This window comes from Streptomyces sp. AK08-02 (genome assembly GCF_033795085.1).
In the GTDB taxonomy this organism is placed as follows: domain Bacteria; phylum Actinomycetota; class Actinomycetes; order Streptomycetales; family Streptomycetaceae; genus Streptomyces; species Streptomyces echiniscabiei.
On record NZ_JARAZV010000006.1, the window covers coordinates 29,532 to 55,795 of the forward strand.

The following is a 26,264-nucleotide window of genomic DNA, read 5'->3' on the forward strand; positions in this document are numbered from 1 at the left end:
TCCGCGTCATCCACCCTGAACCACCACCCGCCGAGTAGCGGCCGCCTGGACCAGACGCCCCACCCCCAGCAGCGCCACCGCCCACCCGGCCTGGAAGGCGTACGTGCCCACCGGATCCGCCTCGCCCAGCAGGATGTCCGCCGGCGCCTGGATCAGCGCCGCCCACGGCAGGGCCCGTACGATCTCGCCGAGCAGCCCCGGGAACACGTTCAGCGGCAGCACCATGCCCGAGCAGAAGACGCCCGCGAGCCACGCCATCTGGGTGATGCCGGCGCCGTCGAGGAGCCAGAACGCGGCCAGCGCCACCAGGAAGCGGAACGAGTAGCTGACCAGGATCCCCAGCACGACCGCGCCCAGGAACGCCAGCCAGGTCAGCGGCGAGGTCGGGAGCGTCAGGTCGAAGATCCACGCGCCGATCGCCACCGGGACCAGCCCCCTGCCCAGCAGGTGGAACAGGGCCCGCCCCATGTCCTGGGCCAGCCACCACAGTTGGAGGTCGGCCGGCCGGTAAAGGTCGATCGCGATGTCACCCGTACGGATACGCTCGATCAGCTCACCCTCGAAGCCCGTGCCCATCACGCACATGGTCATCAGCAGTGCCTGGCCCAGCCACACATAGGTGAGAGCCTGGGACTGGTCGTACCCGCCCAGGTGCGGTCTCTCGTCCCACAGGGCGATGTACGTGTAGGCCAGAATCACGCCGAAGACGGTGTTGGTCAGCACCCCCGCGAGCGTGGCCACCCGATAGGTGGCATACCGTCGGAAACCCCCCGCCGCGACGGCCGCGTACAACCGCCCAGAACCCACGACACCAGCCTTCCCCAACGCGTCCGGACCGAAGCGCAGGAGCCTAGTCCGCCCTCCTGTCCGCCCGCCACGTGTTTTCGGGCAGGAAGCGTGCCTGGCTCAGGGAACTGATCGCCGGGTGCGACAGTCTTCAAGAGGGGGCGCAGAAAACGTTTGAAGTGGTGAATGAGGTCGTGCGGCAACGTACGACGCGAAACAGGAGTCCGTGCACGACATGAGCGACCAGCCAGAGCCGCAGCAGCCGAAGCAGGGCTCGGCACCCAAAGAACCCGCCGTGCAGCCCGACGCGAAACCCGAACGAACCGTCGCGGAACCAGTCGTGGAGCCCGTCACGAAGCCCGTCGCCAAGCCTGATGCGGACCGCCGTGCGGACGGCGACGGGGACCGCGAGCAGACCGTCGCGCAGCCGGTGGCGACGCCCGCCGTGGAGCCTGACGTGGACCGTGAGCGAACCATCGCGCAGCCCGTCGCGAAACCCGTCACGGAACCCGTCGCGCGACGCGAACAGACCGTCGTGCAGCCCGCCGTGCCGGCCGCCGTACGACCCGACGTGCGACCCGGAGTGACGGAAGGCGGGACGCCCGAGACCGCCGCGGATTCCGCAGGTTCAGCCGATTCCGCGAAGGCCACGAAGGGCAAAAAGCCCAAGCGTCCCCGGCGCACCGGATGGCGGCGACTGATCCCGACCTGGCGGTTCGTGCTCAGCGCGTTCGTGCTCGGGACCATGATGGTCATCGCCCTGTTCGCGCTCGGCTACTACATGGTGAACATCCCGGCGGCGAACGCCGCGGCCATGAAGCAGAGCAACGTCTACCTCTACGCCGACGGCACCCAGCTCGCCCGCGACGGCGAGGTCAACCGGGAGAACGTGACCCTGTCGCAGATCTCCAAGGACGCCCAGCACGCCGTACTGGCCGCCGAGGACCGCGACTTCTACAGCGAGTCCGCGATCGACCCGAAGGCCATGATCCGCGCCGCCTGGAACACGGTGACCGGCAAGGGCAAGCAGTCCGGCTCCACGATCACCCAGCAGTACGTGAAGAACTACTACCTCGCGCAGGAGCAGACCGTCACCCGAAAGGTGAAGGAGTTCTTCATCTCCATCAAGCTGGACCGGGTGAAGTCCAAGGACGAGATCCTTGAGGGCTACCTCAACACCAGCTACGTCGGCCGCAACTCGTACGGCCTCCAGGCAGCCGCCCAGGCCTACTACGGCGTCGACGCCGTCGACCTGACCGCCGGCCAGGGCGCCTACCTCGCCGCGCTGCTCAACGCGCCCAGCGAGTACGACGTGATCGCCCACCCCGAGAACAGGCCGGCCGCGCTCGCCCGCTGGAACTACGTCCTCGACGGCATGGTCACGAAGGGCTGGCTGACCGAGTCCGCGCGCAAGGACACCAAGTTCCCGGAGCCCAAGCAGTCGATCGTCTCGACGGGTCTGTCCGGCCAGCGCGGCTACCTGGTCAAGGCCGTCAACGACTACCTCTTCGACAACAAGATCCTCACCGAGGACCAGCTCCAGGCCGGCGGCTACCGCATCACCACCACCCTGCAGAAGCCCAAGCAGGACGCCTTCGTGAAGGCGGTCAACGACAAGGTGATGAAGAAGCTCGACAAGAAGAACAACAAGGTCGACAACTACGTCCGCGCGGGCGGCGTCGCCATCGACCCGGCCACCGGCAAGGTCCTCGCGATGTACGGCGGCATCGACTACACCAAGCAGTACGTCAACAACGCGACCCGCCGCGACTACCAGGACGGCTCCACCTTCAAGCCGTTCGTGTTCACCTCGGCCGTCCAGAACGGCTCGGTGACCCAGGACGGGCAGACGATCACCCCGAACACGTACTACGACGGCACCAACAAGCGCCCGGTCGAGGGCTGGAGCGGCGGCGAGTACGCCCCCGAGAACGAGGACCAGGGCTCGTACGGCAACGTCACCGTCCGCACGGCGACGAACAAGTCCATCAACTCGGTGTACGCGCAGATGGCGGTGGACGTCGGCCCCGCGAAGGTCAAGCAGACGGCGATCGACCTGGGCCTGCCCTCCGACACCCCCGACCTCAACCCGTACCCGTCCATCGCGCTCGGCACGTCGACGGCCAGCGTCCTCGACATGACGGAGGCGTACGCCACACTCGCCAACCACGGCAAGCACGGCACGTACACGATCATCGAGAAGATCACCAAGGACGGCGAGACGGGGTCGGTGACCCTCCCCAGGCAGAAGACCAGGCAGGTCGTGTCACGGGAGGCCGCCGACACGACCACGGCGGTCCTGCAGAGCGTGGTGGAGGAGGGCACGGCGACCGCGGCCCAGGAGGCCGACCGCCCGGTGGCCGGCAAGACCGGTACGGCCGAGGAGGACACGGCGGCCTGGTTCGCGGGCTACACCCCCGACCTCGCGACGGTCGTCTCGGTCATGGGCCAGGACCCGGTCACCGGCAAGCACAAGTCGCTGTACGGCGCGATGGGCCTCCAGCGCGTCAACGGTGGTGGTGCCCCCGCCGAGATCTGGGCCCAGTTCACGAAGGACGCCCTGAAGGGCAAGGAGGCGAAGGACTTCGACCTCCAGCTCCAGGAGGGCGCCGACGAGGAGCAGGCCCCGCCCGTCGACCCGAGCCCCGACCCCGGCACCGACGCCGGCCAGGACAACGGCGGCACCACGACCGGAGGCCAGGAGACCCCGGGCGCGACAACCGGTCCGACCACGGGCGGCACCCCGACGACCGGCGGCACGACCACCGGCGGGACCACCACAACCACCGGCGGCACGACGACGACCGGCGGTACGACAGCCACCGGCGGGACCACCACCACAGGCGGTACGACGGGCACCGGCGGGACGACCACGGACGGCGGCACCACCGGCACCGGGGGCACGACGACCGACGGCGGCACCACCGGCACCGGCGGCACGACGGACTCGGGGGGCAACACGGGAGGGACGACACCGGGGGTGACGACGGGGGCGCTGACCTCGGCACGACGGGACTGAACCGAACCCGCCGCAGAAGCCGCAGAACGGGAAAGGGGCTGGTGACGATGGTCACCAGCCCCGGGATTCCCTGTCCTACAGGTCGCTGTTCACAGATACAGCCCGGTCGAGTCCTCGGACCCCTCGAACCGGTCCGCCGCGACGGCGTGCAGATCGCGCTCGCGCATCAGCACGTAGGCCACACCGCGCACCTCGACCTCGGCGAGATCCTCCGGGTCGTACAGCACGCGGTCGCCCGGCTCCACCGTCCGTACGTTCTGCCCGACCGCGACGACCTCCGCCCAGGCCAGCCGACGCCCGACGGCAGCGGTGGCGGGAATCAGGATCCCGCCACCGGAACGCCGCTCACCCTCGCTGGCGTCCTGCCGCACAAGCACACGGTCGTGCAGCATCCGGATGGGCAGCTTGTCGTGATGGATGCTCTTCTCACTGCTTTTGGCGCTCACGCTCCGAACCTACCTGTCCCCTCAGCCCCTGCGCCGCCGGGTGCCGAGAGCGAGCAGCCCGACAAGCCCCACGACCACGAGGGCGACGGGCACGATCCGCTCCAGCCTCGGAGCGCCCTCCTCGTCGACGAACTGCCCCTTGACGTCACCGACGACACGGTTGACGCCGACATAGGCGCGTCCGAGGGTGTGGTCGACGCCGGCGACGACCTTGGCCTTGGCATCGCCGACGATCGTCTTCGGGTGCACCCGCACCCCGATCTCGTCGAGCGTCTCGGCCAACGTCTCGCGCCGGCGCTTGATGTCCGCCTCGATCTGCGCCGGGGTTCTGCTGCTGTCCGAGGTGTCCGCCACCGTACGCCCTCCGAAGTCCGCTGGATGCATTGCTCCGGACAGTCTGTCAGTTCCGCCTCGGACCGCACTGTCAGCACCCCCGGTTAGGCTCGGACCGGCACCTTTCAAGGGTGCCAGGGGTGCACGTGGACGCATGTGGACCCACGTGGACACACAAGGACGTACGAGGAGATCAGACGGATGAGCGAGCGACTCCAGCCCGGTGACGTGGCCCCCGCCTTCACCCTGCCCGACGCCGACGGCAACGAGGTGTCACTGGCAGACCACAAGGGCCGCAAGGTCATCGTCTACTTCTACCCGGCCGCACTCACCCCCGGCTGCACCAAGCAGGCCTGCGACTTCACGGACAACCTGGAACTGCTGGCCGGCGCCGGATACGACGTGATCGGCATCTCCCCGGACAAGCCGGAGAAGCTCGCGAAGTTCCGCGAGAAGGAGAACCTGAAGGTCACGCTGCTCGGCGACACGGACAAGACGGTCCTGGAGGCGTACGCGGCCTTCGGCGAGAAGAAGAACTACGGCAAGACGTACATGGGCGTCATCCGCTCCACCATCGTGGTGGACGAGGAGGGCAAGGTGGAACACGCCCTGTACAACGTCCGGGCGACCGGCCACGTAGCCAAGATCATCAAGGACCTGGGCGTCTGAGGGACCGCTTTCCGCTGAACGGGCGGCTCGTGCGGGATGCCTCGCACGGGCCGCTCTACTTTTCGGGCGTGACTGTCCGATGAACTGTTCGTTACTCCGTACGGGCTGCGAACGCGCGGCCGGGGCGGAGGGGGAGCGTGACGGTTCGGTACACCCGCGAGCTGCTGGAGGAGGCGGCTCTGCGAACGCAGCACATCGATGACGCTGTCCGATGGTGCGGAGGCAACCCCACACCTGGCAGCAGGCACTATCTGCGCCAGAAAATGGCGGAAGCCGAGATCGACATCTCGCATTTCACGACGGGCCGGGTCCGGCATACCGAAGAACGACTGCGCGCTGCCGTGGCGGAGTCAACCAGTATCAAGGACGTTGTACGACGCCTCGGCATCAACCAGGTCGGTGGCAATCAGACGCACATCAGTCGCCGTATCGCCAAGTTCGGAATCGACACAAGCCACTTCGGTCCGGTACGACGGCAGCGTCCCAAGGGGTCGCTCGGGAGCCCTCTATGCCTGCGCAGCGCCGAGGAGGGAAGAGTGCCGGGCCGACGCCTGCGCCGCGCGCTGCTCCACACCGGAGTTGAGGAGCGCTGCACGATGTGCGGCACGGGGCCGGAGCGGAACGGTCGACCGCTCAGCCTTGAGGTGGACCACATCAACGGCGACTGGTGGGACAACCGCCCGGAGAACCTCCAGTTGCTCTGCCCCAACTGCCATGCGGTAACGGACACTTACCGGGGTCGCAAGCGGAGGAACCAGGGATGAGTTCTCCGAAGTTCACGGGCGATCTGCTCGCCCGTACCGCGGCTGTCTCCACAAGTCTGGCCGATCTGATGCGCAGACTGAACGCTCCGATGGGCAGCGGCCCGCGCAACTACCTGCTCAAACGGCTTAAGCATTACGCGATCGACACCTCGCACTTCATCGACGAACCGATGCCCGAACGCGAGCGGCGAAGCTACTCGAAAGAGATTCTGCAGGAGGCAGCGGCCCAGTCGTCCAGCATCCGAGAAATGCTGAAGTACATGGGCTTTGATCCACGCGACAGCCCGTATGGCCATATTCGTAAGAAGCTCGACCACCTCGGGATCGACACTTCGCACTTCAACAGCGGGCGCAGATACGGTCCGGGGATCGTGCGGCGCGACCAGCTCGCAGCCGCCGTTGCTGCCTCGCGGAGCCTCGCGGGGGTCCTTAAGCTGCTCGGCATCGTCGACAACGGGGCAGGACGCGCACGCGTCAAACGGAGCGTGGAGGCTCACAATCTCTCGATCAGCCACTTCGTCGGTCAGGCTCACGGCCGGGGTGTTCCGAGCAAGAACCGCAAGTCTGCAGCCCAGATCCTGGTGCGGTTGGAACCCGGCTGTTCCCGCACCCAGACGGTGCACCTCAGGCGAGCCCTCGATGATCGGGACGTCCCCCGAACCTGCGACACCTGCCACGTTGGGGACGTCTGGCAGGGCAGGCGACTCGTGCTGGAGATCGATCACATCAACGGTGACTGGCTCGACAACCGGCAGGAAAACCTGCGATATCTATGCCCTTCATGCCACAGCCAGACGAAGACCTTCGCGAATCGGTCTCACCGTCTGCCCTCACCGCGACGCACAGTAGAGTAGGTGTCGCTGCGGGCCCGTACCCCAGCTGGCTATGAGGGCGCCGGTTTAGGTCCGGTGTGTCGTGGGTTCGAGTCCCACCGGGCCCACAGGGAAAATTAGCCCCGCACCTTCGATTCGTAGGTGCGGGGCTTTTTCGTGAAGTCAGCCCAGCAACTCCCGAACCACCGGCACCAACCCCCGGAACGCCTGCCCCCGATGGCTGATCGCGTTCTTCTCCGCCGCCGTCAGCTGTGCGCACGTCCGCGTGTCACCTTCCGGCTGGAGGATCGGGTCGTAGCCGAAGCCGCCCGAGCCCTCCGGGGTGTGCCGTAGGACGCCCCGCAGCCTGCCCTCGACCACCCGTTCCGTGCCGTCCGGAAGCGCCAGGGCCGCCGCGCAGGCGAAGTGGGCGCCCCGGTGTTCGTCCGCGATGTCCGACAGCTGGGCCAGGAGCAGGTCCAGGTTGGCCCGGTCGTCGCCGTGGCGGCCCGACCAGCGAGCCGAGAAGATGCCCGGGGCGCCGTTCAGGACGTCGACGCACAGGCCCGAGTCGTCGGCCACCGCCGGGAGGCCCGTTGCCTGGGCCAGGGCGTGGGCCTTGAGGAGGGCGTTCTCGGCGAAGGTGACGCCTGTTTCCTTGACGTCGGGGATGTCGGGGTAGGCCTCCACGCCGACCAGGTCCATGGGGAGGGCCGCGTCGGCGAGGATCTGCCGCAGCTCGATGATCTTTCCGGCGTTACGGGTGGCGAGGATCAGGCGTGTCATGGCGTCCAGTATCGCGGGCCCACCCGCGACCCCTCACGCCATATCCGAGGATGACGACGACTACGACGTGCAGACCTTCGTCAGTTCGCCCGCCGCGTCCGTGACGCCGCTGATGTCCGGGGTCTGGTCGCCGTTCTTGACGGCCGTACGGACGTTGTCCACAGCCTTGTCGAGGTCGTCGACCGCCTTGTTGACATCGGTGTTGTCCGTCTTGTCGCCGAGGTCGCTGAGGTTCTTGTCGATCGAGGTCAGGGCCTCGTCCAGCTGGGTCGGGTCGTTCGCGGCGCTGCTGACCGCCTGCTGGAGGTTGGAGACGCTGGTGGCGACGGCGTCGGCGGTCTGGACGCAGTCCAGGGCCTTGTTGACGGCGTCGCAGCCGGTGGTGAGCCCGGCGGTCAGCGCGACGGCGGCCAGGGTTGCGGCGATGACGGCGGTGCGGTGGCCGGGTCGGCGGCTCACGGCCATGGTGGTGGTTCCCCTCGTGTGAACGGGGCGCGGTACGTACGACCCCTGACAGCTGGCCGGGCGTACAGCGGTGTGCCGTACGCCCGTACCGATGAAGACGCGATGCGTGGCGGTGCGGTTGCCCGCGACCGGAACCCTACTTGGTGAGTCCTTTACCTTTCCAGGGCGGTGTCCAGCGCCTTGCGCTGGAGGGCCGCCAGGTCGGTGCAGCCGGCGACCGCGAGGTCGAGGATGGAGTTCAGCTCGTCGCGGGCGAACGGCTCGGCCTCGGCGGTGCCCTGGACCTCGACGAAGCGGCCGTCTCCGGTGCAGACGACGTTCATGTCGGTCTCGGCGCGGACGTCCTCCTCGTAGCAGAGGTCCAGCAGGGGCACTCCGCCGACGATGCCGACCGACACCGCGCTGACCGTGCCGGTGAGGGGCTGGCGGTTGGCCCGGATCAGCTTCCGGCCCTGGGCCCAGGTGATGGCGTCGGCGAGGGCGACGTACGCGCCGGTGATGGCGGCCGTGCGGGTGCCGCCGTCGGCCTGGAGGACGTCGCAGTCGAGGACGATGGTGTTCTCGCCGAGCGCCTTGTAGTCGATGACGGCGCGCAGGGAGCGGCCGATGAGGCGGCTGATCTCGTGCGTACGGCCGCCGATCTTGCCGCGTACGGATTCGCGGTCGCCGCGGGTGTTGGTGGCGCGCGGGAGCATCGAGTATTCGGCGGTGACCCAGCCCTCGCCGCTGCCCTTGCGCCAGCGCGGGACGCCTTCGGTGACGGAGGCGGTGCAGAAGACCTTCGTGTCGCCGAAGGAGACGAGGACGGAGCCCTCGGCGTGCTTGCTCCACCCGCGTTCGATGGTGACGGGGCGGAGCTGTTCGGGGGTGCGGCCGTCGATACGTGACATGGCGACGAGCCTAGCCGTAACGGGGGACAGGGCCCTTCCCGTGGTGGGGAAGGGCCCTTCAGGGCTGAACGCCCGCACTACGCAAGGGTGTTCACATCATGTCTTCGATGTCGGCCGCGATGGGGTCGGCGTCCGTGCCGACGACGACCTGGATGGCGGTGCCCATCTTGACGACGCCGTGGGCGCCGGCGGCCTTGAGGGCGGCGTCGTTGACCAGTGCGGGGTCGATGACCTCGCAGCGGAGGCGGGTGATGCAGCCTTCGACTTCCTCGATGTTGTCGAGGCCGCCGAGTCCGGCGACGATCTTCTCTGCCTTGGTGGACATGTCCTACTCCCTGGTCCGAACCGCTTTGTCGCAGTAACCCACAGTTGACCGATCTTCGCGAGCGGTCCGCACGCCGTCCGCGCACTGTCCGCGCACTGTTCGCGACTGGTCTACACCAGTCTGCATCCGTTGTGAAATCGTGGGTTCCTTATGCGGCCTTCACCGTGCTACAACATGGTCTACACCACTGAGTGGTGTAGACCATGTACCCGTTGGAGGAAGTATGAGCACCGCCACCGCGACGGCGGTCCCCTCGAAGAAGAGGGGATCCGGCCTGTTCCAGGGCCTGCAGAAGGTCGGCCGCAGCCTGCAGCTCCCGATCGCCGTACTTCCGGCGGCGGGTCTCCTGCTCCGGCTCGGCCAGCAGGACGTGCACGACAAGTTGAACTTGCCCGACAAGGTGACGGCGGTGTTCGCCACCGCCGGTGGCGCCATCTTCGACAACCTGCCGATGCTGTTCTGCATCGGCGTGGCAATCGGCTTCGCCAAGAAGTCGGACGGCTCCACCGCACTCGCCGCACTCGTCGGCTACCTGGTCTACAGCAACGTCCTCAAGGCGTTCCCCGTCACCGAGGCCAAGGTCCAGGCGGGCGCCGACATAGCCGCGACCTACAACAACCCCGGTGTCCTCGGCGGAATCGTGATGGGTCTGCTGTCCGCCGTGCTGTGGCAGCGCTACCACCGCAAGAAGCTCGTCGACTGGCTCGGCTTCTTCAACGGCCGCCGCCTCGTGCCGATCATCATGGCCTTCGTCGGTACCGCGCTGGGTGTCTTCTTCGGCCTCGTCTGGGAGCCGATCGGTGAGGGCATCTCCAACTTCGGCGAGTGGATCACCGGTCTCGGCGCCCTGGGCGCGGGCCTGTTCGGCCTGATCAACCGTGCGCTGATCCCCGTGGGCATGCACCAGTTCGTGAACACCGTCTCCTGGTTCCAGATCGGCGACTTCACCAACGCCGGCGGCACGGTCGTGCACGGCGACCTCAACCGCTTCTTCGCCGGCGACCCGACTGCCGGTCAGTTCATGTCGGGTTTCTTCCCCATCATGATGTTCGGTCTCCCGGCCGCCGCGATCGCCATCGCGCACTCCGCGCGCCCGGAGCGTCGCAAGGCCGTGATGGGCATGATGATCTCGCTCGCGCTGACGTCCTTCGTGACCGGTGTGACCGAGCCGATCGAGTTCTCGTTCATGTTCATCGCCCCGCTGCTCTACGTGATCCACGCGGTCCTGACCGCTCTGTCCATGGCGATCACCTGGGCCCTCGGTGTCCACGCGGGCTTCACCTTCTCTGCGGGCTTCATCGACTACGCCCTGAACTGGAACCTCGCCACCAAACCCTGGCTGATCATCCCGATCGGCCTGGTCTTCGGTGCCGTCTACTACTTCGTCTTCCGCTTCGCCATCACCAGGTTCAACCTCCCCACCCCCGGCCGCGAGCCCGAGGAGGAGGTCGAGGACCTCACCAAGGCGTGAGAGCCCGGGCGTACGGCCGTACCGCATGACGAGGGCCCCGGAACCGACAGGTTCCGGGGCCCTCGTGCACGTACGACGGAGGAGCCTCAGATCTCGTACGTCACCCTCGGCGTCGCCAGTTCCACCGGCCCCCGGAACACCTCGCGGGCGTCGGCCAGGTTGACCTGCGGGTCGGTCCACGGGGGGATGTGGGTCAGGACCAGCTTGTGCGCTCCCGCGCGATTCGCCGTCTGGCCCGCCTCGCGGCCGTTGAGGTGCAGGTCCGGGATGTTCTCCTTGCCGTGCGTGAACGCGGCCTCGCAGAGGAACAGGTCGGTGTTCCGGGCGAGTTGCTCCAGCGTGTCGCTGACGCCGGTGTCCCCGGAGTACGTCAGGGACTTGCCGGCGTGCTCGATGCGGATGCCGTACGCCTCCACCGGGTGGCGCACCCGTTCGGTGTGGACGGTGAAGGGGCCGATGTCGAACGTGCTCGGCTTGACCGTGTGGAAGTCGAAGACCTCGCTCATGGAGGAGGCGGTGGGGGTGTCGGCGTAGGCGGTGGTGAGACGGTGCTCGGTGCCTTCGGGGCCGTAGACCGGGATCGGATCGCAGCGCCCGCCCTCGTGGCGGTAGTACCGTGCGACGAAGTACGCGCACATGTCGATGCAGTGATCGGCGTGCAGATGGCTGAGAAAGATCGCGTCGAGGTCGTAGAGACCGCAGTGGCGCTGCAACTCGCCAAGGGCACCGTTGCCCATGTCGAGAAGCAGCCGGAAGCCGTCGGCCTCTACGAGGTAGCTCGAACAGGCCGATTCCGCGGACGGGAACGACCCTGAGCAGCCGACGACGGTGAGCTTCATAAAGCAGAAACCTCCGCTGGCGGGGAGCGTCAAAACAAACGTGACGGGGTTCTTGCGGTGCTGTCGAGCGTAAGGCGCAAAACCCCCCGTCGCTCCTCCGTCAAGGGCTGTTGTGGGCGAACTCACCTGTGCTGTCACCGGTTCGGCTGGACGTGAAGCGCCGGTAGCGCGGGCGGCGTGCGGAGTGCGCCGGTACCGTCTTCCGTATGGACACGTCATGGTGGCTCGCCCTGGCGGCCGTCGTGCTGCTCGCGCTGGTCGCGGCGCTGGTGGACGGCTGGGGGCGCGGGCATCGGTCCCCGAGGCGCGGGGGCAGGCCGCCGGGGCGGCCCGGGGAGCCGAAGGGGCAGCGGGGGCGGTCGGCGCGGCCCCGGCCCGCGGAGATCTGGTGGGCGAACGTGCCCTTCGAGGACGGTCCGGGGGGCAAGGACCGGCCGTGTCTGGTGCTCGCGGTGCGCGGGCGGCGCGCGACGGTCGCGAAGATCACCAGCAAGTACCACGACGAGCGGCCCGGGGTGATCCCGTTGCCGCCGGGTGCGGTGGGTGACGCCCAGGGCCGGCCGAGTTTCCTGGAGACGGACGAGTTGCGTGAGCTGCCCGTTCATGAGTTCCGGCGGCGGGTGGGGGTGGTGGACCCGGCCCTGTGGGACCAGGTCCGACACCTCGCGTCGTAGTACGGAACCCGAGTACGGAACCCGAACGGGTTCGCGATGGGCGGCCGGTCAGGGGCTCTGGCTCACGCCCAGAGCTGGCCCTGGAGTGTCTCGATGGCTTCCTCTGTCGTGGCCGCCGTGTAGACGCCTGTCGAGAGGTATTTCCAGCCACCGTCGGCGACGACGAAGACGATGTCGGCGCTCTCGCCCGCCTTGACGGCCTTGTTGCCGACGCCGATCGCGGCGTGCAGCGCGGCGCCGGTGGAGACGCCCGCGAAGATGCCCTCCTGCTGGAGGAGTTCCCGGGTGCGGGTGACGGCGTCCGCCGAGCCGACGGAGAAGCGGGTGGTGAGGACGGAGGCGTCGTACAGCTCGGGTACGAAGCCCTCGTCGAGGTTGCGCAGGCCGTAGACCAGGTCGTCGTAGCGCGGCTCGGCAGCGACGATCTTCACGTCCGGCTTGTGCTCGCGGAGGTAGCGTCCGACGCCCATGAGCGTGCCCGTCGTGCCGAGGCCCGCCACGAAGTGGGTGATGGAGGGGAGGTCGGTGAGGATCTCCGGGCCGGTGGTGGCGTAGTGGGCGCCTGCGTTGTCGGGGTTGCCGTACTGGTAGAGCATCACCCAGTCCGGGTGCTCGGCGGCGAGTTCCTTGGCGACTCGTACGGCCGTGTTGGAGCCGCCGGCGGCGGGGCTGGGGATGATCTCGGCGCCCCACATGGCGAGCAGTTCGCGGCGTTCCTGAGAGGTGTTCTCGGGCATCACGCAGACCATGCGGTAGCCCTTGAGCTTGGCGGCCATGGCGAGCGAGATGCCGGTGTTGCCGGAGGTGGGCTCCAGGATGGTGCAGCCGGGGGTGAGCCGGCCGTCCTTCTCGGCCTGCTCGACCATGTGCAGGGCGGGGCGGTCCTTGACCGAGCCGGTGGGGTTGCGGTCCTCCAGCTTCGCCCAGATCCGTACGTCGGCGGACGGCGAGAGCCGCGGCAGGCGCACCAGGGGGGTGTTGCCTACCGCGGCCAGCGGCGAGTCGTAGCGCATGGGTGCCGGGGGCCGATCAGACCATGCCACCGGCGACGGCCGGCAGGATCGTCACGGTGTCGCCGTCGGCGAGCTTGGTGTTGATGCCGTCGAGGAAGCGGACGTCCTCGTCGTTGAGGTAGACGTTGACGAAGCGGCGCAGCTTGCCGTCGTCCACGATGCGGGCCTGGACGCCCGTGTGCCGGGTTTCGAGGTCGGCGAGGAGCTCGGCGAGGGTCTCTCCGGCACCGGGGACGGCCTTCTCGCCGTCGGTGTAGGTGCGGAGGATGGTCGGGATGCGGACCTCGATGGCCATGGCTCGGGGCTCCTGTCGGGAGTTGTGGGTCGGTGGGCGCGCGGCGGCGCGAAAAGCCGTTTCGTGCAGGTCATGCAGGTCATGCAGGTCATGCATGTGAGGCGCCGCGGCTCACGGCCGTACGGCGGCAGGGTCCGGCGTCAACAGATGGCGCTGGCGAGCCTGCACAGGTCGACGTGCAGCCGCGCCACGAGCAGCGGGGTGCCCGGCGTCTTGTCGCTCACGTCGTAGGAAACCATGGGCTCATCGTATCGATTCCCGGTCCGGATCCTGGAGGTCTGTCTCGGCTGGTGGACCATTTCGGGCCGACAGCTGAGATCAGTACGTTTCCACGACCGTGACCTCCTCCTCCGTGACCTCGCCCTCGATGATCCGGAAGGAGCGGAACTGGAACTCGCCGAGGCCGTCGGCGTCGGCCGTGGACACCAGGACGTAGTGGGCGCCGGGCTCGTTGGCGTAGGAGATGTCGGTGCGGGAGGGGTAGGCCTCGGTCGCGGTGTGGGAGTGGTAGATGACCACGGGTTCCTCGTCGCGGTCGTCCATCTCGCGGTACAGCTTCAGCAGGTCCCCGGAGTCGAACTCGTAGAACGTGGGCGACATGGCCGCGTTCAGCATCGGGATGAACCGCTCGGGCCGGTCCGAGCCCGCCGGGCCGGCGACGACGCCGCACGCTTCGTCGGCGTGGTCCTTGCGCGCGTGGGCGACGATCTGGTCGACGAGGGCCTGGGTGATGGTCAGCATGTTCGTCAGGATAGACAGAAGGGCCGTCCCGTACCGAGGGGTGGTACGGGACGGCCCACATGCCGGGATGCCACCCGGCCCGCCCTCAGGGCATCAGGGTCGAGACGAGCGTCTCCTGCAGCCCGCCCAGCCACAGGTACGCCATCACCATCGGCTTGCGCGGGTCCTCGTCCGGGAGCCGGTAGAGGAGGTCGGTGTCCTCCTCGTCGATGACGTCGAGCCGGGCGCCGATCGCCAGGCGCAGGTCGTTGAGCGCGCCCAGCCACTGCCGGGACTCCTCGTGCGTCAGCTTGAGCACCGCGCCCCCGTCGCCGGCCGGTGTCAGCGCGTCCAGTGAGCGGATCACCGCGAGGGCGCTCTCCCGCTTGCCGGTCCGCAGGTCGTTCTCGGTGAACCGGCGGAACTCGGAGGAGTACTCCCGCTGTTCCTCGGCCTGTTCCGGTGACGACGGTACGTCGACGGGGTCGCCGTAGGCGTCCGGGAACAGGCGTTTGAGCACCGGGTCGGAGGGGGGCTCGCTCGGGCCCTCGGCGAACAGCTCGGCGAGCGGGTCGTCGGGGGCGTCCTCCGCGGGGCCGGGGCCGATCAGCTCCAGGAGCTGGACGGCCAGCGACCGGATGATGGAGATCTCGACGTCGTCGAGCGCGACGGCCGCGCCGCCGCCGGGGAGCGGTTCGAAGTGTCCTGGCATTGAGTGGTTCGCTACTTCCGGTCCTGCTGGAGGGTGGCCCACAGACCGTAGCCGTGCATGGCCTGCACGTCGCGTTCCATCTCTTCGCGGCTGCCGCTGGAGACGACCGCCCGGCCCTTGTGGTGGACGTCCATCATGAGCTTGGTGGCCTTGTCCTTCGAGTAGCCGAAGTACGTCTGGAAGACGTAGGTCACATAGCTCATGAGGTTGACCGGGTCGTTGTGGACGATGGTGACCCAGGGGACGTCGGGCTCGGGTACGGCGAAGGTCTCCTCCGCCGGTTCGGTGCGTTCGATCTCTACGGGAGCGGGTGACGTCACAGGCCCATGCTGCCACCAGAAGGGGGTCACCGGCCAAATCACGCTGGAAATCGTCAAAGTGACGAGATGGGGGTAGCATCCCGTCCATGAACACAGCGGACCTTGGGCTGCCGGTGGACGTCCCCTCGACGGCGCTCTTCACGGATCACTACGAGCTGACGATGCTCCAGGCAGCCCTGAAGGCGGGCACCGCCGACCGGCGGTCGGTCTTCGAGGTCTTCACGCGGCGACTGCCCGAGGGCCGGCGCTACGGCGTCGTCGCGGGCACCGGACGGGTGCTCGACGCGGTGGAGAACTTCCGGTTCGACACGGCCGTCCTCGACTTCCTGCGCGAGCGCCGGATCGTCAACGAGGAGACCCTGCGGTGGCTGGCGTCGTACCGGTTCGCCGGGGACGTCTGGGGCTATCCCGAGGGCGAGGTCTACTTCCCGGGCTCGCCGATCCTGCGGGTCGAGGGCTCCTTCGCGGAGTGCGTGCTGCTGGAGACGGTGATCCTCTCGATCCTCAACCACGACTCGGCGATCGCTGCGGCGGCGTCCCGGATGGCCTCGGCCGCCGGTGACCGCCCGCTGATCGAGATGGGCGCCCGGCGCACGCACGAGCTGGCCGCGGTGGCCGCCTCCCGCGCCGCGTACGTCGGTGGCTTCACGAGCACGTCCGACCTGGCCGCCGGTTTCCGTTACGGCATTCCGACCGTCGGGACGAGCGCCCACGCCTTCACCCTGCTCCACGACCGCGAGCGCGACGCCTTCCAGGCCCAGGTGGACTCGCTGGGCCGCGACACGACGCTGCTGGTGGACACGTACGACGTCGCCGAGGCGGTACGGGCGGCGGTGGAGGTCGCCGGGCCCGAGCTGGGCGCGGTGCGCATCGACTCCGGGGATCTGCTGCTGGTCGCGCACCGGGTGCGGCAGCAGTTGGACGCGCTGGGGGCCGAGCGGACGCGGATCGTCGTGACCTCGGACCTCGACGAGTACGCGATCGCCTCGCTGGCGGCGGCGCCGGTGGACGCGTACGGGGTGGGTACCCAGCTGGTGACGGGTTCCGGCCACCCGACGTGCTCGATGGTCTACAAGTTGGTGGCCCGCGCCGAGTCGGCGGACCCGAAGGCTCCGCTGGTTCCGGTGGCGAAGAAGTCGAGCGGCGGCAAGACGTCGATCGGGGGCCGGAAGTGGGCGGCCCGGCGTCGCGACCGGGACGGGTTCGCGGAGGCCGAGGTGATCGGTACGGGGCCGGTGCCGGCCGAGCTGACGGACCGGCAGCTGCTGGTCGAGCTGGTGAAGGGCGGTCGGGTCGTCGCCCGGGAGGCGCTGGACGTCGTACGGGACCGGCATGCCGCCGCGCGGGCCAACCTGCCGCTGTCGGCGACCCAGCTGTCGCGCGGGGAGGCCGTCATTCCGACGGAGTACCTGCCCGCGCAGGCCTGACACCCCCGCTGCACAGGGGCAACAGGCGTCCGTGCCCGCCGGTTGCCCCGAATGCCCCCTCCCGAAGTGGGGCGGAAGTCTCTAGGCTCGGAAGTTCACATGTTCACACCGGCAGTCGAAGGACACCGACCATGCGCCGCGCCTTGATCGTCGTAGACGTGCAGAACGACTTCTGCGAAGGAGGCAGTCTCGCGGTGGCCGGGGGTGCCGATGTCGCCGCCGCGATCACCGAGCTGATCGGGCAGGCCCCCGCCGGGTACCGCCATGTCGTGGCGACCCGCGACCACCACATCGCCCCGGGCGGACACTTCGCCGACAACCCCGACTTCCAGCGCTCCTGGCCCGCGCACTGCGTGGCCGGCACGGAGGGCGTCGGCTTCCACCCGAACTTCGCCCCCGCGGTCGCCTCCGGCGCGGTCGACGCCGTCTTCGACAAGGGCGCGTACGCGGCGGCCTACAGCGGCTTCGAGGGTGCCGACGAGAACGGGGTCGCGCTGGGTGACTGGCTGCGGGCGCGTGAGATCGACGAGGTGGACGTCGTCGGTATCGCGACCGACCACTGTGTCAGGGCCACCGCTCTGGACGCGGCCCGCGAGGGCTTCCGTACGCAGGTCCTGCTGGACCTCACGGCGGGAGTCGCCGAGGAGTCGACGGAACGGGCACTGGAGGAGCTGCGGGCGGCGGGCGTGGAGCTGTCCGGCAAGGCTGTCGTCTAGCCCGTACGCCGGTACACCCCCGCCTGGAGCCGCCCCGGGCTCAGTCGCCCCGGACCAGCCACTTGCCGTCGCGCATGAGGTCCCGGTCGGCCATCTCGGGCACCGTCCCCCACGCCTGGACGACCTCCGGGGTGATCTGGAACCACACGTACGACGGGCCGCTCTCGCGCGGGTCCCAGCCGTCCTTCGCGGTGAAGGCGTCGCCCACGCCGGGCGGCAGTTCCTCGCGGGTGAACACACGGGCCGTGCCGTGTATCAGGACCACGTCCCGGGTGTGGCCGAAGGAGAGTCGCACCCGGCCCGAGGCGCGCAGGTTGCGGCCGGTCGGGTTGGTGTCGCGGGTGGCCAGCCACACCGTCTCGCCGTCCCACCAGAAGGTCAGCGGTACGAGGGTCGGCTCGCCGGTGGCGTCGGCCGTGGCGACCCATACGTCGATGTCCCGCGCGAGCCGTTCCAGTGCTTCGCGCCCGCGCTGCTCGATGCTGCGGGGTCCGCCGGGGGAAGAGTCAGCTGCCGTCATGCGGCGAGGTTACGGCGTACACCCGGCCGGTCACATCGTGCGATCGGCCTAGGCCGAAAGGCCGAGGCCCCCGGAGGGTGGTCGCACCCGTCTCACACCCGGGCCGGCGGCCTCCGCAGCAGCGACCTGATCGGGTGCCACAGCTCCGTGCGCTCCGGAATCGAGGGGACGCTGTTGTCCGGGGCCGTGCGCCATATCAGGCCGTCGGGGTGGTGGAGGACGGCCGTGATCTCGTCGGGGCTCGGCGGCTCCGCGTTGCCCCGGAGGTAGACCGCTCGCAGGCCGAGGTTGCGCAGGCGGGTCAGTGCCCTGGCGCGGTTCTGGGCGAGCACCAGGACACGTACGTCGTCCAGGCCCACGCCCGTGGGTCTGCCGGTCGGGGCGGTGGGGCTGGGCAGGTTCAGCGCCACCACCACGCTGCCACTGGGCAGCTTGCAGAAACCTCCTGCGGCCATGCGGTCACACCCCCCGTGGGACTCGTGTCAATAAGAAAGGCACAGGAGGCACCTAAACACGATCGGCCGCGACCCGCCAGGGGGTCACGGCCGATCATGCTCTGACCTGCAGTTATGTTGATTACTTCCCTGCGGGGCCGACCTGGACCGAGATCGTGGAGCCGTCCTTGGCCTCCTTGACGATCCTGATCCTGGTGTTGGTGTCAGTGATCTTCACGCCCGCGAGCGGGGTCGCCGCGTCGTAGTACGTGGAGGTGCGGTCGTTGAAGACCGGCACGCCCTTCTGGGAGGCGACCTTCGTGAGGACGTCCGCCTTGTGGAGCCGGAGGGCGTCCGTGCGGTACAGGCTGAACGGGGAGTCGTAGGACTGGATGCGGTTGCGCATCAGCGTGCCGTCCGCCCACTTCAGCGGGGTCGGGTGCGAGTCCACCGGAAGGATCTTGCCGAGACCCGGGTGCGCGGTCACGTTGTTGTCCTTCTGGGAGGTGTCCCACTTCCAGATCAACAGGCCGTTCTGGTACGGGAAGTGCTCGACCCAGTCCGGACGGGTCGTCGAGAAGCCGAAGTTGTACGGGCCGACCTTGAGGGTCTTGTCGTACGACACGTACTGGCGGTTCTCGGCGATGTAGTACTGCGGGTAACTGTCCGTGAAGGACGCGCCGATGCGCGAGAAGCCCTTCGTCTTCCAGGCAGCGTCCGCGCTCTCCGCGTTGTCGGCGAAGAGGGTGGCGCCGTCGGCGGTGAGGGTGATCTCGTCGGCCGCGAAGCCCTTCTGGGAGACACCGCCGTCGGACGAGTAGCGGAAGCGCAGGTCGACCTTCTTGCCCGCGTAGGCGTTCAGGGAGTACGACAGCTTCTTGTACGCGTCGACCGTGCCGGTGAGCGCCGGGTTGCCGCTGCCGTCACGCGGGATGGTGGCGCCGTCGACCGTGCCGTCGACGGGCGTCCAGTTGGCGCCGCCGTTGGTGGAGACCTCGGTGTAGAGGTAGTCGAAGTCGGCCTCGATGTCGTACCAGCCGTCCAGGGTGAGGGTGGCCGAGGACTTGCCGGTGAGGTCGACCGACCGGGTCAGCGTGTTGTTGAGGTCGTTGTCGCTGCCGCTCCACCACTGGGTGGCGCCCTGCGCCGGGGTGACGACCTCGGTGGTCACCGACTTGTTCGGCAGCTGGACGACGACCGCCTGCGCGTTCTTGGTGTTGTACTCGGCGACGCCCAGCTTGTGGCTCGACTTCTTCGCGGCCTTCGCCGTGTCGTACTTGAGCCAGCCCAGCTGCAGCTTGTCCCAGGCGTTCATGTCACCGGGCAGGTTGCCGATGTTGTCGCCGCCGGTGCCGAGCCAGGAGCCGGACGACATCAGCGTCCAGTAACCGGTCGAGTTCTCACCGGTGTTGGTCGTGTCGTAGTGGTCCGGCAGGCCGAGGTCGTGGCCGAACTCGTGGGCGAAGACCCCGAGTCCGCCGTTCTCCGGCTGGATGGTGTAGTCGCCGACCCAGATGCCGGTGTCGCCGATCTGCGCGCCGCCGCGCAGGTTGGTCGCGGGGCCGGTCGAGCCCTTGTCGGAGCCGAACGCGTACGAGCGGTGGGCCCAGATGGCGTCCTCGCCCTGTACGCCGCCGCCCGCGGACTCGTCCTCACCCGCGTGCACGATCTGGAAGTGGTCGATGTACCCGTCGGGCTCGTTGAAGTTGCCGTCGCCGTCGAAGTCGTAGCGGTCCCACTGGTCGTAGGCGGCCAGCTGGGCCTTGATCGCCGCGTCGGTCGCGCCGGCTGCCTTCCGCGCCGCGACCCATGCGGTGACCCCGTCCTGCACCGCGAACCAGGCGCAGTTGTCGGGGTCACAGCTGTTGGAACCGTAACGGGCCTCGTTGTAGGGGACCTTGACCCAGTCCGAGACCGTGCCCTCGATCGAGTAGCGGCCCGAGGACTGCTTCTCGTAGTACTTCTTCATCGACTCGGTCTTCTTGCCGGTGCCGAAGTAGAGGTCCTTGAAGTGCGCGGTGTTGTAGTCCGCCTGCCAGGCCGTGCTGTTGTCCTTGGCACGGTCCGGCGCGGCTATCCGGTTGTGCAGCGGGCCGGGCGTGCCGCCGTAGCGGCTGTCGACCTGGTCGCCGAACTCGACGAGGATCGTGAAGATCTTGTCGGTCCGCTCGCGGCCGAGCTCGACGTACTTGCCCTTGCCCTTGCTCTTGCCGCTCTTGAGCTGCACGACCTGGGAGCCGTTTCGGCTCTGGGCCTTGGCCTCGCCGGAGATGACCTGCCTGAGGGCTTCCTCGCGCTGGGCCTCCTGGGTCTGGCTGTACGGCGTGTCGAGGTCGTCGACCGCGTGCTGTCGCTCCGCCGGGTCGTGCCGGTTCGCGGCAGGCACGGCTGAAGCGCCTTTGCCCGCACCCGAGTCGGCCTCGGCGATGGCGAAGGTGGAGAAGGTGGCGGCGGCTGTGGCGAGTGCCACGCCCACGGCCGCCGTTCTGAACGTCCAGGGTCTGCTGGTCACTTGAGGGTCCTCCCCCGCGTCCGTCGCCGCGGATGGGGGGTTCCTGGTTCGGAAGCTGTCCGCGGGCGGTATACGCGTGTAGTCAAGTGACGTAATTTGACTAGAGGTTTAGAAGAAAAGACAGACCTTGACTTGGACAGGTCAAGTGCATTATGCGGTCTTGACGGTCCTCATACGTGTCGCCCGACCGGCGCGCGGGCGCGTCCACTTGGTGGACGTGATGACTCCGTGCGCCCCCTGTGCTCCGGAGCCGTGTGTTAGGTCACGCTTACCGCGCGTTCCAGTCGGGCATGCACGCGATTAGAGTCGGTCGGCGGACGCCGGATGTCCGGTGGAAAGCCAGGCCGACCCGCGTAGCTCCCCCCGATGACCCCCGAATCCACGAGGACTCGATTGCCATGCCTCGTCAGACCGCGCCTCGTCCGACCGTCGCACAGCTCACCTACGGTTCGTGCACCGTGATTCTCTCGACGCTCGCCATGCTGCTGCTGTCTCAGACGGATTCGGGCCCGGGGGTAGCGCTGATCGCCCTCGTGGGACTCGGCCTGGGACTGCTCGTCGCCATGACCGTGCCCCGGCACAGGCCGACCCGGACGGCCTCACAGATCGTCGCCTCGTCGGCCACCCCGGCGGTCGTCGCCCCGGCACCTCGCGAGCGTGTCCCGGTGCAGGCCTCCTCGGCTCAGCAGGACTGAACCACCGCAGGACTCAGACCTCCTTACGCCAACGGCGGTCGGGTGGTGCCCGCGTCATACGGGCACCACCCGACCGCCGTTGCCGTTTCGCCGCGCCGGTCCACGCTCAACCGGTGCCGACCACCACCGTCTTGGCGGCCTTGTCGTGCAGGCCCTGCTTGTACGGCTTGTCGAAGAAGCTCCAGCCGCCCGAGATCGCCGTCCAGATGCAGGCGCAGCAGAAGGCGAACGGGATCCACAGCACGAGCGACCGGACGAGCGCGGTCTGCACGGAGGGCGTCGCGCCGTTGTCGAGGTTGGCCACCCGGAGCCGGAGCCACTTCTTGCCGAGGGTCTGCCCGGTCCGGGAGATCAGGATCGTGTCGTACGCGATGTAGAGCACGGCGGCGATGGCCGACTGGCCGATCGAGCGGCCGTACTCGATCTTGTCGCCGTCGACGTCGTACTCGTTGACGTTGAAGCCCAGGGTGAGCAGCCAGACGACGACACCGACGAGGATCATGTCGATGAGCCGTGCCAGTACACGCCGGCCGCCGTCGGCGAGCGGGGGCATGCCCGACAGGGGGTCGGCGGCCCCGCCGTAGGGATCACCGCCGCCGCCTCCGTACGGCGCACCGGCTCCTCCTCCGTACGGCGAGCCGCCGCCGGAGGGGCCTGTGCCGCCGTAGGGATCGCCCGCGCCGTACGACGGAGGCGGTGGCTGCTTCCTGAACGGGTCGTCGTCCGGTGGCTGCTGACCGGAGCCGGGAGGCGGTTCGCTGCTCATGGCCCGAGTGGACCGCGAACCGCCCGGCGCCGCATCCGGCGAGCGGCCGTCCGGGGTACCGGATCGGACGATGCGTACGTCGTACCGGGCCGACCCGTGTCGAACGTACGGCCGCCGCTCAGCCGTACGCCCGGCCGTCCGTGCTCAGCCCGCGACGAAGGTGTGCGCCGCCTTGTCGTGCCAGCACTGGTGCCACGGGCGGTCGAACAGGCACCACAGGACACCCACGACACCGATACCGAGCAGCCCCGGGACGCTGTAGACGAGCCAGCGGCGCAGGGCCGCGCCGAACGACGGGGGCTCGTGGCCCTCGATGTCCCGGACCTCGAGACCGAGCAGCTTCTTGCCGAGTGTGCGGCCCCACCTGGCGGTGGGCAACGCTTCGGTCAGGACCCCGGCCAGCAGCAGTACGGCCAGCACGATGCCCAGGTACAGCCCGGTCGTGCCGTCCAGCAGCCATACGGTCACGGTCTCGCCGGAGAGCTTGGCCGCGTCGATCTTCTCGTTGACGTGGTCGAGGGCCTTGGTGCCCAGCGGTACGGCGGCCGCGGCGGTGAGGGCGCCGAGGACGAGGGTGTCCACGAACCGGGCGACCAGCCGCTTGCCGAGGTTCGCGGGACGGGCCGCGGCCTGTCGTCGGGCGGCTGCCTGGAACACGTCCTCGACGGGCGGCTTCCAGGGCGCGAGGCGCCGTTCCCCGCCCTCCTCGGGTCCGCCCGGGCGGGGTGCCTGCATGGCCCAGGAGGGCTGGCCGCCGCCGACGCCGTGGGCCATCGGGGCACCGGTGCCGGGAGAGTTCTGCTGGGGGACGGCCGGGGTCGCGGCCGGCAGAGCGGGGTTGGCGCCCTGGGCCGCCGCCGCACGGGCCGCCGCGGCCTTCCCGGCGCCGAAGCCGCGGCCGGACGCGGGAGCGGGTGCCGTCACGGGGCCCTGCGCGCCCTGCGGCGAGCCCGTGCCCCCCGGCTGCGCGCCGCCCGCCCCGTCTTCGCGCCCCGTGCGCGGGGAGAGCGCACGGAAGGTCATGGTGCCCTCGGAGGGCGCGGGGCCACGGGTGCCGGGGACGCCTCCCTCCGCTCCGGTGGCGGCCGGTCCCGGGGTGGGCCGGCGGAACACGAACGTGCCCGACTCGGGGATGTCGCCGACCTCCGGCTCCATCGGCGGGATCGTCGCGGAACCGTCCGTACTGGCCGACCGCCCGTCCGGCTGGACCGGGGGCTCGTGCGCCGCCCTGGGGTCGGCCGTCCTCGGGTCGGCCGCCTGCGCCGGTGAGCCCCAGGAGACATGGCGGTCCCGGTCGCCGCCGAACCCGGACTGGCGCGAGCGGTCGGCGCCCCAGGCGGACGCCGGTTCGGGACGGCTGCCGTGCTGGGCCTCGGCCGGGGTCGCCCGGCGCGGCTCCTCGTCGAAGAAGTGCGGCCCGGTCTCCTCGACCCGCGCCGCGCCGGGCGCGCCGTCGGACTGCGCCGGGCGACTGGTGCCCGGGACCCAGGAGGCACCGTTCCAGAACCGGACGTATCCAGGAATGGACGGGTCCGGGTAAAACCCCTCGCGGGGCCTGTCGTCACCGGGGGCCGGGGTTGGGGCGCTCATGTCCGTCGTCCGGTATCTGCTCGGGGGTCATTCGGGGTGACCCACATCTATCAGACCGGCGCACACGCTACCGCCCCTCCGGCCGTACCTAATCCCTTCGTGACAGCTTCTGCCATCCGTCGCGACGGCTCCGACACGGTTCGCAAAAAACTTCTCCGAAAAACCTCTCGGAACCCGCGTAATGCTGACGCGTCCGCACGCTCTCTCCTCGTACGGGCCCACCGCGGGCCCCGCACGACACGTTCGACGAGAGAGGAAGTGCCCGCCATGAACCACGCGATGAACACCGTGGTGGAACGGGAACTGGAGCTGAAACTCATCCTGTCGCCGGAGCGGAGCATCCCCGTGCCCGCGCGGCTCACCTATCGCACCAACGATCCGTTCGCCGTCCACATCGCCTTCCACATCAGCTCCGAGAACCCCGTGAACTGGACGTTCGCCCGTGAGCTCCTGGTCGAGGGGGTGTTCAGGCCGTGCGGTCACGGTGACGTCCGGGTGTGGCCGACGAAGGTCGACGGACGCAGCGTCGTCCTGATGGCGCTGAGTTCACCCGACGGGGACGCCCTCCTTGAGGCGCCCACCGCTCAGGTGTCGGCATGGCTGGAGCGCACCCTGCGGGCGGTCCCCCCGGGCTCTGAGGCCGAGCAGCTCGGTATCGACGACGGCCTCGCCGAGCTGCTCGCGCCCACCGTGGCCGATGACCTCTGGCTGCGGGACCCGTGGCCGTCGGACGAGTCCCAGGACGGGGAGGGATGCGTGTGACGCGTACTCCGAGCGGCTCAGAACAGCTTGCCGGGGTTCAGGATGCCCAGCGGGTCGAAGGCAGCCTTGACCGCCCGCTGCATCTCCACGCCCACCGGGCCCAGCTCGCGTGCCAGCCACTCCTTCTTGAGGATGCCGACGCCGTGCTCCCCGGTGATCGTGCCGTCCAGCTCCAGGCCGAGGGCCATGATCTCGTCGAAGGACTCGCGGGCCCGCCGGGACTCCTCGGCGTTCTGGGCGTCGAAGCAGACCGTGGGATGGGTGTTGCCGTCGCCGGCGTGGGCGCACACCCCGATGGTCAGCTGGTACTTCTCGGCGATGCGCTCGACGCCCGCGAGCAGCTCACCGAGCCGGGACCGGGGTACGCACACGTCGTCGATCATCGTCGTGCCCTTGACCGCTTCGAGCGCGACGAGGCACAACCGCCTTGCCTGGAGGAGCAGTTCGGACTCGGCGGCGTCGTCGGCGGGAACCACCTGCGTGGCCCCGGCCGCCTCGCAGATCACACCGACGGCGGCCAGGTCGGCGGCGGGCTCGTGGGTGTCGAAGGCGCAGAGCAGCAGGGCCTCGGTGGTCTCCGGGAGCCCCATGTTCGCCAGGTCGTTGACGGCCTTGACCGTCGTACGGTCCATCAGTTCGAGGAGGGACGGGACGTGACCGCCCTCCATGATCCGGCACACCGCGTCGCAGGCGGCGGCAGCCGAGGCGAACTCGGCGGCCAGTACGAGCTGTTGGGGCGGCTGCGGCCTGAGCGCCAGCACCGCCCGTACGACGATGCCGAGCGAGCCCTCCGAGCCCACGAACAGCCGGGTGAGGTCGTAGCCGGCGACACCCTTCGCGGTCCGCCGCCCGGTGGACATGAGCCGCCCGTCGGCCAGCACCACGTCCAGCCCCAGAACGTACTCGGCGGTGACGCCGTACTTCACGCAGCACAGCCCGCCGGACGCGGTGCCGATGTTGCCGCCGATCGTGCACATCTCCCAGCTGGAGGGGTCCGGGGGGTAGTACAGGCCGTGTTCGTTGACCGCGCGGGAGAGCGTGGCGTTGACGACGCCGGGCTCGACGACGGCGATGCGGTCGACCGGGTTGATCTCCAGGATGCGGTCCATCTTCACGAGCGACAGCACGACGCAGCCCTCGGAGGCGTTGGCCGCGCCCGACAGTCCGGTACGGGCACCCTGGGGAACGACCGGGACGCGCAGTTCGGTGGCGACGCGCATGACGTGCTGGACCTGTTCGACGGTACGTGGCAGGACCACGACGGCCGGGGTGCCCGCCTCGCAGAAGCTCGCCATGTCGTTGGCGTAGGCGGCGGTGACGTCCGGATCGGTGAGCACGGCCTCGGCCGGCAGCTCCGCGAGCAGCCGGTCCGTGAGGTTGCCCTGGGCTTCGTCGGGTGCGGCTTGGATACGGCTCATGATCACAGCGTCGCATCCGGGGCCATCGGTGTGAACCCCGGCCGCGAGGCGCTTTCGGTACGGGAATCCGGTCGTCGTATTGACG

Annotated in this window: 30 protein-coding genes and 1 tRNA gene; 11 read left to right on the forward strand and 20 right to left on the reverse strand. The window is 69.1% G+C overall.

Annotated features, from left to right (window positions below):
* Positions 1-6 precede the first annotated feature (6 nt).
* Positions 7-807: an ABC transporter permease gene (locus PV734_RS13450; protein WP_319090318.1), complete on the reverse strand. Its 801-nt coding sequence runs from the start codon at positions 805-807 to the stop codon at positions 7-9.
* Positions 808-1,021: 214 nt separating this feature from the next.
* Here PV734_RS13450 and PV734_RS13455 point away from each other — a divergent pair, with 214 nt between their 5' ends.
* Positions 1,022-3,805, forward strand: a complete 2,784-nt coding sequence (locus PV734_RS13455) for a transglycosylase domain-containing protein (RefSeq protein WP_319289606.1) — start codon at positions 1,022-1,024, stop codon at positions 3,803-3,805.
* 89 nt (positions 3,806-3,894) lie between these two features.
* On the opposite strand, the gene PV734_RS13460 is transcribed toward PV734_RS13455, so the two are convergent.
* The gene (locus PV734_RS13460) at positions 3,895-4,197 is read right to left on the reverse strand and encodes a GroES family chaperonin (RefSeq protein ID WP_405826354.1); all 303 of its coding nucleotides are present in this window, start codon (positions 4,195-4,197) and stop codon (positions 3,895-3,897) included.
* Between the two features lie 75 nt (positions 4,198-4,272).
* Positions 4,273-4,605, reverse strand: a complete 333-nt coding sequence (locus tag PV734_RS13465) for a DUF3618 domain-containing protein (RefSeq protein ID WP_319090320.1) — start codon at positions 4,603-4,605, stop codon at positions 4,273-4,275.
* 180 nt (positions 4,606-4,785) lie between these two features.
* On the opposite strand from PV734_RS13465, the gene bcp reads away from it, so the two are divergent.
* The 4 genes from bcp to PV734_RS13485 all read left to right on the forward strand — a co-directional run bounded on the left by bcp (position 4,786) and on the right by PV734_RS13485 (position 6,957).
* The gene (gene bcp, locus PV734_RS13470; RefSeq protein ID WP_319090321.1) at positions 4,786-5,253 is read left to right on the forward strand and encodes a thioredoxin-dependent thiol peroxidase; all 468 of its coding nucleotides are present in this window, start codon (positions 4,786-4,788) and stop codon (positions 5,251-5,253) included.
* A gap of 137 nt (positions 5,254-5,390) precedes the next feature.
* A complete protein-coding gene (locus PV734_RS13475; protein ID WP_319090322.1) occupies positions 5,391-6,017 on the forward strand; it encodes an HNH endonuclease signature motif containing protein in 627 nt (208 codons plus the stop codon).
* Entirely contained in the window at positions 6,014-6,871 is an 858-nt protein-coding gene (locus PV734_RS13480; RefSeq protein ID WP_319090323.1) for an HNH endonuclease signature motif containing protein, read from the forward strand. Before PV734_RS13475 ends, PV734_RS13480 begins: the two co-directional genes overlap by 4 nt.
* A gap of 10 nt (positions 6,872-6,881) precedes the next feature.
* A tRNA-Leu gene (locus PV734_RS13485) sits at positions 6,882-6,957 on the forward strand.
* Positions 6,958-7,012: 55 nt separating this feature from the next.
* Here PV734_RS13485 and rdgB read toward each other — a convergent pair.
* The 4 genes from rdgB to PV734_RS13505 all read right to left on the reverse strand — a co-directional run bounded on the left by rdgB (position 7,013) and on the right by PV734_RS13505 (position 9,295).
* The gene (rdgB, locus tag PV734_RS13490; protein ID WP_319289608.1) at positions 7,013-7,615 is read right to left on the reverse strand and encodes an RdgB/HAM1 family non-canonical purine NTP pyrophosphatase; all 603 of its coding nucleotides are present in this window, start codon (positions 7,613-7,615) and stop codon (positions 7,013-7,015) included.
* A gap of 60 nt (positions 7,616-7,675) precedes the next feature.
* Positions 7,676-8,080, reverse strand: a complete 405-nt coding sequence (locus PV734_RS13495) for a hypothetical protein (protein ID WP_319090325.1) — start codon at positions 8,078-8,080, stop codon at positions 7,676-7,678.
* A gap of 152 nt (positions 8,081-8,232) precedes the next feature.
* A complete protein-coding gene (gene rph, locus PV734_RS13500; RefSeq protein WP_319090326.1) occupies positions 8,233-8,970 on the reverse strand; it encodes a ribonuclease PH in 738 nt (245 codons plus the stop codon).
* A gap of 91 nt (positions 8,971-9,061) precedes the next feature.
* On the reverse strand, positions 9,062-9,295 hold the full coding sequence (locus PV734_RS13505) for a PTS glucose/sucrose transporter subunit IIB (RefSeq protein ID WP_319090327.1): 234 nt from the start codon (positions 9,293-9,295) through the stop codon (positions 9,062-9,064).
* Between the two features lie 223 nt (positions 9,296-9,518).
* On the opposite strand from PV734_RS13505, the gene PV734_RS13510 reads away from it, so the two are divergent.
* Positions 9,519-10,766, forward strand: coding sequence for a PTS transporter subunit EIIC (locus PV734_RS13510; RefSeq protein ID WP_319289610.1), 1,248 nt, complete (start codon positions 9,519-9,521; stop codon positions 10,764-10,766).
* Between the two features lie 86 nt (positions 10,767-10,852).
* On the opposite strand, the gene PV734_RS13515 is transcribed toward PV734_RS13510, so the two are convergent.
* Positions 10,853-11,605 (reverse strand): MBL fold metallo-hydrolase, encoded by a 753-nt coding sequence (locus PV734_RS13515; protein ID WP_319090328.1) that lies wholly within the window; start codon positions 11,603-11,605, stop codon positions 10,853-10,855.
* Positions 11,606-11,811: 206 nt separating this feature from the next.
* On the opposite strand from PV734_RS13515, the gene PV734_RS13520 reads away from it, so the two are divergent.
* Entirely contained in the window at positions 11,812-12,279 is a 468-nt protein-coding gene (locus PV734_RS13520; RefSeq protein WP_319289611.1) for a type II toxin-antitoxin system PemK/MazF family toxin, read from the forward strand.
* 62 nt (positions 12,280-12,341) lie between these two features.
* On the opposite strand, the gene PV734_RS13525 is transcribed toward PV734_RS13520, so the two are convergent.
* From PV734_RS13525 to clpS, 6 genes are all read right to left on the reverse strand, one after another.
* Positions 12,342-13,292, reverse strand: coding sequence for a cysteine synthase (locus PV734_RS13525; protein ID WP_319090330.1), 951 nt, complete (start codon positions 13,290-13,292; stop codon positions 12,342-12,344).
* 16 nt (positions 13,293-13,308) lie between these two features.
* A complete protein-coding gene (locus tag PV734_RS13530; RefSeq protein WP_006381347.1) occupies positions 13,309-13,587 on the reverse strand; it encodes a MoaD/ThiS family protein in 279 nt (92 codons plus the stop codon).
* A gap of 140 nt (positions 13,588-13,727) precedes the next feature.
* Positions 13,728-13,826 carry a putative leader peptide gene (locus PV734_RS13535; RefSeq protein ID WP_319090331.1) on the reverse strand — a complete coding sequence of 33 codons (99 nt, stop codon included), beginning with the start codon at positions 13,824-13,826 and terminating at the stop codon, positions 13,728-13,730.
* A gap of 79 nt (positions 13,827-13,905) precedes the next feature.
* Positions 13,906-14,328, reverse strand: a complete 423-nt coding sequence (locus PV734_RS13540; protein WP_319090332.1) for a M67 family metallopeptidase — start codon at positions 14,326-14,328, stop codon at positions 13,906-13,908.
* A gap of 85 nt (positions 14,329-14,413) precedes the next feature.
* Positions 14,414-15,019, reverse strand: a complete 606-nt coding sequence (locus PV734_RS13545) for a DUF2017 domain-containing protein (protein WP_319090333.1) — start codon at positions 15,017-15,019, stop codon at positions 14,414-14,416.
* A gap of 11 nt (positions 15,020-15,030) precedes the next feature.
* Positions 15,031-15,339, reverse strand: coding sequence for an ATP-dependent Clp protease adapter ClpS (gene clpS, locus PV734_RS13550; protein WP_319090334.1), 309 nt, complete (start codon positions 15,337-15,339; stop codon positions 15,031-15,033).
* Between the two features lie 86 nt (positions 15,340-15,425).
* Here clpS and PV734_RS13555 point away from each other — a divergent pair, with 86 nt between their 5' ends.
* Entirely contained in the window at positions 15,426-16,766 is a 1,341-nt protein-coding gene (locus PV734_RS13555; RefSeq protein WP_319289613.1) for a nicotinate phosphoribosyltransferase, read from the forward strand.
* A 131-nt stretch (positions 16,767-16,897) separates the two neighbouring features.
* A complete protein-coding gene (locus tag PV734_RS13560; protein WP_319090336.1) occupies positions 16,898-17,482 on the forward strand; it encodes an isochorismatase family protein in 585 nt (194 codons plus the stop codon).
* 40 nt (positions 17,483-17,522) lie between these two features.
* Here PV734_RS13560 and PV734_RS13565 read toward each other — a convergent pair whose 3' ends face one another.
* The 3 genes from PV734_RS13565 to PV734_RS13575 form a co-directional block, all read right to left on the reverse strand.
* Complete coding sequence (locus PV734_RS13565) at positions 17,523-18,002, reverse strand: pyridoxamine 5'-phosphate oxidase family protein (protein WP_319090337.1); 480 nt, start codon at positions 18,000-18,002, stop codon at positions 17,523-17,525.
* Positions 18,003-18,094: 92 nt separating this feature from the next.
* On the reverse strand, positions 18,095-18,457 hold the full coding sequence (locus PV734_RS13570) for a hypothetical protein (RefSeq protein ID WP_319090338.1): 363 nt from the start codon (positions 18,455-18,457) through the stop codon (positions 18,095-18,097).
* 121 nt (positions 18,458-18,578) lie between these two features.
* Positions 18,579-20,948: an immune inhibitor A domain-containing protein gene (locus PV734_RS13575; RefSeq protein WP_319090339.1), complete on the reverse strand. Its 2,370-nt coding sequence runs from the start codon at positions 20,946-20,948 to the stop codon at positions 18,579-18,581.
* 398 nt (positions 20,949-21,346) lie between these two features.
* Here PV734_RS13575 and PV734_RS13580 point away from each other — a divergent pair, with 398 nt between their 5' ends.
* Complete coding sequence (locus PV734_RS13580; protein WP_319289614.1) at positions 21,347-21,643, forward strand: hypothetical protein; 297 nt, start codon at positions 21,347-21,349, stop codon at positions 21,641-21,643.
* Positions 21,644-21,749: 106 nt separating this feature from the next.
* On the opposite strand, the gene PV734_RS13585 is transcribed toward PV734_RS13580, so the two are convergent.
* Together PV734_RS13585 and PV734_RS13590 are read right to left on the reverse strand one after the other, a co-directional pair.
* Entirely contained in the window at positions 21,750-22,409 is a 660-nt protein-coding gene (locus tag PV734_RS13585) for an RDD family protein (RefSeq protein WP_319289615.1), read from the reverse strand.
* A 144-nt stretch (positions 22,410-22,553) separates the two neighbouring features.
* Positions 22,554-23,999, reverse strand: a complete 1,446-nt coding sequence (locus PV734_RS13590; RefSeq protein WP_319289617.1) for an RDD family protein — start codon at positions 23,997-23,999, stop codon at positions 22,554-22,556.
* Between the two features lie 279 nt (positions 24,000-24,278).
* On the opposite strand from PV734_RS13590, the gene PV734_RS13595 reads away from it, so the two are divergent.
* Positions 24,279-24,761, forward strand: a complete 483-nt coding sequence (locus PV734_RS13595) for an SsgA family sporulation/cell division regulator (protein ID WP_415924211.1) — start codon at positions 24,279-24,281, stop codon at positions 24,759-24,761.
* 17 nt (positions 24,762-24,778) lie between these two features.
* Here the strand turns inward: PV734_RS13595 and PV734_RS13600 are convergent, their stop codons facing one another.
* Positions 24,779-26,185: an FAD-binding oxidoreductase gene (locus PV734_RS13600; protein WP_319289619.1), complete on the reverse strand. Its 1,407-nt coding sequence runs from the start codon at positions 26,183-26,185 to the stop codon at positions 24,779-24,781.
* Positions 26,186-26,264 lie beyond the last annotated feature (79 nt).

What these genes read in the sequence shown, in the direction of transcription:
- PV734_RS13455 (WP_319289606.1), top strand. Translation starts at nt 1,022, where the DNA reads ATGAGCGACCAGCCAGAGCCGCAGCAGCCGAAGCAGGGCTCGGCACCC.
- PV734_RS13460 (WP_405826354.1), bottom strand. Translation starts at nt 4,197, where the DNA reads ATGCTGCACGACCGTGTGCTTGTGCGGCAGGACGCCAGCGAGGGTGAG.
- bcp (WP_319090321.1), top strand. Translation starts at nt 4,786, where the DNA reads ATGAGCGAGCGACTCCAGCCCGGTGACGTGGCCCCCGCCTTCACCCTG.
- PV734_RS13480 (WP_319090323.1), top strand. Translation starts at nt 6,014, where the DNA reads ATGAGTTCTCCGAAGTTCACGGGCGATCTGCTCGCCCGTACCGCGGCT.
- rdgB (WP_319289608.1), bottom strand. Translation starts at nt 7,615, where the DNA reads ATGACACGCCTGATCCTCGCCACCCGTAACGCCGGAAAGATCATCGAG.
- PV734_RS13495 (WP_319090325.1), bottom strand. Translation starts at nt 8,080, where the DNA reads ATGGCCGTGAGCCGCCGACCCGGCCACCGCACCGCCGTCATCGCCGCA.
- rph (WP_319090326.1), bottom strand. Translation starts at nt 8,970, where the DNA reads ATGTCACGTATCGACGGCCGCACCCCCGAACAGCTCCGCCCCGTCACC.
- PV734_RS13505 (WP_319090327.1), bottom strand. Translation starts at nt 9,295, where the DNA reads ATGTCCACCAAGGCAGAGAAGATCGTCGCCGGACTCGGCGGCCTCGAC.
- PV734_RS13510 (WP_319289610.1), top strand. Translation starts at nt 9,519, where the DNA reads ATGAGCACCGCCACCGCGACGGCGGTCCCCTCGAAGAAGAGGGGATCC.
- PV734_RS13515 (WP_319090328.1), bottom strand. Translation starts at nt 11,605, where the DNA reads ATGAAGCTCACCGTCGTCGGCTGCTCAGGGTCGTTCCCGTCCGCGGAA.
- PV734_RS13520 (WP_319289611.1), top strand. Translation starts at nt 11,812, where the DNA reads ATGGACACGTCATGGTGGCTCGCCCTGGCGGCCGTCGTGCTGCTCGCG.
- PV734_RS13525 (WP_319090330.1), bottom strand. Translation starts at nt 13,292, where the DNA reads ATGCGCTACGACTCGCCGCTGGCCGCGGTAGGCAACACCCCCCTGGTG.
- PV734_RS13530 (WP_006381347.1), bottom strand. Translation starts at nt 13,587, where the DNA reads ATGGCCATCGAGGTCCGCATCCCGACCATCCTCCGCACCTACACCGAC.
- PV734_RS13535 (WP_319090331.1), bottom strand. Translation starts at nt 13,826, where the DNA reads ATGGTTTCCTACGACGTGAGCGACAAGACGCCGGGCACCCCGCTGCTC.
- PV734_RS13540 (WP_319090332.1), bottom strand. Translation starts at nt 14,328, where the DNA reads ATGCTGACCATCACCCAGGCCCTCGTCGACCAGATCGTCGCCCACGCG.
- PV734_RS13545 (WP_319090333.1), bottom strand. Translation starts at nt 15,019, where the DNA reads ATGCCAGGACACTTCGAACCGCTCCCCGGCGGCGGCGCGGCCGTCGCG.
- PV734_RS13555 (WP_319289613.1), top strand. Translation starts at nt 15,426, where the DNA reads ATGAACACAGCGGACCTTGGGCTGCCGGTGGACGTCCCCTCGACGGCG.
- PV734_RS13560 (WP_319090336.1), top strand. Translation starts at nt 16,898, where the DNA reads ATGCGCCGCGCCTTGATCGTCGTAGACGTGCAGAACGACTTCTGCGAA.
- PV734_RS13565 (WP_319090337.1), bottom strand. Translation starts at nt 18,002, where the DNA reads ATGACGGCAGCTGACTCTTCCCCCGGCGGACCCCGCAGCATCGAGCAG.
- PV734_RS13570 (WP_319090338.1), bottom strand. Translation starts at nt 18,457, where the DNA reads ATGGCCGCAGGAGGTTTCTGCAAGCTGCCCAGTGGCAGCGTGGTGGTG.
- PV734_RS13580 (WP_319289614.1), top strand. Translation starts at nt 21,347, where the DNA reads ATGCCTCGTCAGACCGCGCCTCGTCCGACCGTCGCACAGCTCACCTAC.
- PV734_RS13585 (WP_319289615.1), bottom strand. Translation starts at nt 22,409, where the DNA reads ATGAGCAGCGAACCGCCTCCCGGCTCCGGTCAGCAGCCACCGGACGAC.
- PV734_RS13590 (WP_319289617.1), bottom strand. Translation starts at nt 23,999, where the DNA reads ATGAGCGCCCCAACCCCGGCCCCCGGTGACGACAGGCCCCGCGAGGGG.
- PV734_RS13595 (WP_415924211.1), top strand. Translation starts at nt 24,279, where the DNA reads ATGAACACCGTGGTGGAACGGGAACTGGAGCTGAAACTCATCCTGTCG.